The sequence below is a fragment of the uncultured Nostoc sp. genome, from assembly GCF_964245445.1.
Classification (GTDB): domain Bacteria; phylum Cyanobacteriota; class Cyanobacteriia; order Cyanobacteriales; family Nostocaceae; genus Nostoc.
This window is the reverse complement of the sequence record NZ_CAXTNE010000053.1, coordinates 1-4,620: the sequence shown is the minus strand read 5'-3', so window position 1 is coordinate 4,620 and position 4,620 is coordinate 1. Positions and strand designations below refer to the sequence as shown.

Below are 4,620 nucleotides of genomic sequence, written 5' to 3'. Positions count from 1 at the left end.
ACAGAATTTCATTGCGATATTTGCCATTCTATTCTGTTGCAAATAGTGGCAAATCCCTGGAATAAAGGTTGCCATTTTTTTATCCTCAACGATCCATTTGTTAACTTTAATGTAGCTGTTTATCACTAGACTTGTTTCTGTCTCTGGGTACAAACTGTAGGCACTTCTTCTGGACGATTATCAGAAACGTATTTTTTTTGACAAATCCACCTTGAGAGGGTGACCAAAAACGAATATGTAAACAAATGTAAAGAACTTATAAAATAACTATAACTTAAACAGAATAAATCGCTACAAATAAGCAATTAAAAAGTAAAAATTAGCTATACATAATTAAGAGCAGGTGGTAATTTGATTAAGATTACCACCAAGGGATAATAAAAGTTATATCTTTCGCTGGATACACTTTTCAATCTTTAGAGAGATGCGTTAAATAGCCAAATTCCAGGATTCTGAGCTAATGAGTTAGGTATTGCCATAGGTACAAACATACATAAATACTAAGAGTTGCTTCTCAAGAAAATCTTAATTCCCCGAATTTAAACCTTAGAAGAAGGAAATACAATGTTCCAAAGTACGGAAATCATGCTGGGACTCTATAAACCACTATTGTGGTTGGCACAGGTTCCAGTAGAATCCTCAAACGTCACGCCAGCACAGGCATCGGTTCTCACTTCTGGGCCGCGCTTTTTTGTGGCTTTAATCTCCGGCGTGATTTTAGCCTTTGCTTTCCAATTAGTTCTAACTAATCTTTCCCTTGCAGCTGGTATTTCCTACCTGGGGCACTCGTCTGACTCGGATTCAGATAGTGGGGAAGCGGAAAGTTTGGGCGGTAACATTCGCAAAATTGGCACCGCAGTAGGGCTTTGGACATTAGTCACTGTGACGATCGCCTTATTAATTGCCTGTTTTCTTGCAGTAAAATTGAGCCTAGTAATCTTAGACCCAGCATTGGGAGCGATTCTCGGTTTAGTGATTTGGGGTGCTTACTTTTTACTCCTCGTCTGGGTAAGTTCCACCACCGTAGGTTCCTTAATTGGTTCAGTCGTCAATACGGCAACTTCCGGTTTTCAGGCGATTATGGGCACAGCCACCGCCGCATTGGGTGCTAAAGCTATCAATAACCAAGTTGTAGCGACAGCTGAAGCCGCCGCCGCCGCCGTCCGCCGGGAACTTGGAAGCGCCATCGACCCTACAAGTATCCGGGAGAATATAGAAGATTACTTAGACAAGATACGTCCTCCAGAGCTAGATTTGTCAAAGATTCGGAGTGACTTTGAAAATTTACTCAACGATCCGCAATTAAAAGCGATCGCGGGGACTCCAGATATTCGTAACATCGACCGCCAGAAGTTTATCGAGTTAGTCAGCAGTCGCACCGACCTTTCCAAAAAAGACGTTAGCCGCATTGCTGATACGTTGTATAAAGTTTGGCAACAGGTAGTGAGCCAGCAATCACCCACCCAAGACCGTCTGGGTGAGTTAATGGATTATTTGAAATCACTTCCAGCAGGACAAAACAAGACAGATGAACTCAACGCCAAGCTGGATAGGTTATTAGCAGAAAAGGGTGGTTCTAAAGAAGCTGACCAAGACCAAAAGGCAGCCCAAGGCCCAATCCAAAGTACAATCCAGCAAGGACTGTCCGCCTTAACCGCCACTGTGTTGGGACGGTCAGATTTGCCTGATTTGGATGTGGAAAAAATCTTGCGTAGCCTCACTACCGCCAAAGATAAAGTCACCCAACAAGCAGATAAGCTAGGGTTGCCAACACCATCAGAACCCTATAGCCCAATTCGATCTGATGTCGAAAACTACTTACACAACACTTATGCTTGGCAACTAAGCCAGGAAAAAATCGCCCAGGAATTTCGTGATGTCCTCTACGACCCAGCAGCTGACCCGGGAATAGTCCGCAGGGAACTAGAACGACTATCCCGTAACGATTTCGCCAATATCTTGCAACAACGCGGACTCCTTACCCAAGCCCAAATTCGGCGCATTGCAGATCAGTTAGAAGCTGTCCGCAAAGATGTGCTAGTGATAGTCACAGGTATTGAAGAAAGAGAGATAGTCCAAGACTTGCAACGAGCAGTGGAAAGTTATCTGCTAGTTACGCCGAAAGCAGAATTGACAGCAGAAGGCATTGAGCAGAATTTCAAACCACTGGTGCAAGACCCAGATGCAGATTATGAAACTCTGACATTGCGGCTAGCTCACCTTGATCGTCAGGAAATGCGGTCGATATTGCTGCAACGTAATGATGTCCAGCTATATGAAGTAGATAGCATTCTCGATGAGTTGGAAAAACAACGCGATCGCGTCTTGGTAGAATCCAAAGGGCTAGCAGAACAGGCGCAATATCAAGCAGAAACCCTGTGGCTGAATGTAGAATCATATCTGCGTAATACTGGGAAATCAGAACTGAATCCTGATGCCATCCGCGCAGAGTTCAAAAGATTACTAGAAGATCCCCAAGCTGGAATTAGCTCAATTCGGGCGCGGTTGTCTCGCTTTGACCGGGATACCTTGGTGCAATTGTTGAGTCAACGGCAAGATTTGAGTGAAGATCAAGTTAATCAAATCATCAATTCTGCTGAGGAATCGTGGCATAGTATTCGCCACACACCCCAAGCTGTAGTGGATAAAGCCAAAGAGCAATACGACTCTGTTACTACCACGATCGCAGATTACCTGCGGAATACTGGTAAACAAGAACTGAACCCAGAAGGTATCCAGCGAGATTTGACCAGATTATTTGAAAATCCGCAAGAGGGAGCCGTAGCACTGCGCCGTCGATTATCGCAGGTAGACCGGGATACACTGGTGAAGTTGCTTAGTCAACGTCAAGACTTGAGCGAAGAACAAGTCAATGAAATCATTGATTCCACGCAAACTTCGATTCGTAACTTTGTGCGTGCGCCTCGTCGTTTAGCTACCCGCACACAGCAAAGAGTGGAAACATTCAAAACTAATGTGGAAGAGTATCTGCGCCAAACTGGTAAAGAAGAACTTAATCCTGAAGGTATTAAACGCGACTTACAACTACTCTTGCACGATCCGCGAGTTGGGGTAGAAAGTTTTAGCGATCGCCTTTCCCATTTTGACCGTTCTACTATCATCGCCTTGCTGAAAATTCGGGAAGATATTTCCGATGAAGAAGCGGCGCGGATTGCCGATAACATTGTATCTGTAAGGGATCAATTTGTAGAACAAGTGCGGAATATTCAACGAGGTATTCAAGATGCGATTGATGGGGTTTTTGCCCGGATTCGTAACTATCTCAACTCCTTGGATCGCCCGGAACTTAACTATGATAGTATCAAGCGCGATGTCCGCACATTTTTTGACGATCCCCAGGCAGGGTTTGATGCCCTGCGCGATCGCCTATCTTCTTTTGATCGTGATACCTTGGTGGCAATAATGAGTTCTCGTGAGGACATCTCTGAGGAAGATGCCAATCGGATCATTGACCAAATTGAACGGGCCCGCAACACAGTATTGCAACGTGCAGAACGCATACAGCATGAAGCCCAACGCCGCCTAGAACAGGTGAAGCATCAAGCACAGCGTCAAGCGGAAGAAACCCGCAAAGCCGCGGCGACAGCAGCTTGGTGGCTGTTTGCCACAGCAACCGTATCTGCGGTTTTCTCTGCATTAGGAGGAGTAATCGCTGTAGTTACGCAGTAGTTTAACAAGTTTTCTCCGCTAACTTTTAAGCCTCCTGTTATGGGAGGCTTTTTTATATTTGGGATGTCATTAGTAATTACGAATTGTTTAATTGTCCTTAGACACAGAAGATTTCATATCATACCAATTATTTTACAGATACAAACATGAAAACCTAAATAAAATAAGGCTTTTATAATTTTGAATTGGTATAACTATGCCTTGAAATATAGTCATATATGAATATCATTTACCGTTCTAATTCAGCAATTAGATAGGTGAAAATAGATATTTACTAATGCTTTAATATTATCAAATAACTTGCAATAGTTAAGCCTATTCTCAATAGAGTGCCCTATAATTTTTGCAAGTTAATAAATTTTACCTAAGTAACAATTTAAAATAATGGAAAATACATAATTTGAATAATGTACATCACAGCAAGCTCTTCGCAACCGAAGAGGGGGTTGGAGGTGGGGTTCAGTACCTACTTAACACAGAATCGCTAAAGTTGATAAAACCTTCCGTCGCAACAATGGCAAAATTGTTTTAGCTAAAATTAAAAATGTGAATAAAGTCATGCTGAAATTATGACTTTATTCCACTGTGTATTATTTTTTAGTATTTTAAACTGAGAGCAATACAGCAAATCAATTAATTCGTGTAACAAACGAAACCTACTGAAAACCTAATAAGTAAGAATATTTGTTCATAAATTATTGATAAATGCTGTAAAAAACTCAAGTAAATCGATGGATATTTGAATATGAAACGTATTTTCTTAGGTACATTACTTGCTCTCCCATTGGCAATTTCCTCTTTGCCGTCACAGGCATCGGCAGCAGAAATTATTGTCAGGCCCAATGTTCATAGAGTTGCTATTGTACATAAACCTGTTGGGGAGCAACGCGATTTGGTGAGGTAGGATCAAAAACCAGCGATCGCTAAAAA

2 protein-coding genes are annotated in these 4,620 nt (G+C 42.3%); both read left to right on the top strand.

Annotation, left to right across the window (positions count from 1 at the left end):
• Nucleotides 1–564: 564 nt before the first annotated feature.
• Complete coding sequence (locus tag ACFE90_RS11960) at nucleotides 565–3,690, top strand: MFS transporter (protein ID WP_375500710.1); 3,126 nt, start codon at nucleotides 565–567, stop codon at nucleotides 3,688–3,690.
• Nucleotides 3,691–4,435: 745 nt separating this feature from the next.
• Nucleotides 4,436–4,594, top strand: coding sequence for a hypothetical protein (locus tag ACFE90_RS11955; RefSeq protein ID WP_375500708.1), 159 nt, complete (start codon nucleotides 4,436–4,438; stop codon nucleotides 4,592–4,594).
• Nucleotides 4,595–4,620: the final 26 nt, after the last annotated feature.

Coding starts and splice junctions, on each gene's coding strand:
- ACFE90_RS11960 (WP_375500710.1), top strand. CDS start 565: ATGTTCCAAAGTACGGAAATCATGCTGGGACTCTATAAACCACTATTG.
- ACFE90_RS11955 (WP_375500708.1), top strand. CDS start 4,436: ATGAAACGTATTTTCTTAGGTACATTACTTGCTCTCCCATTGGCAATT.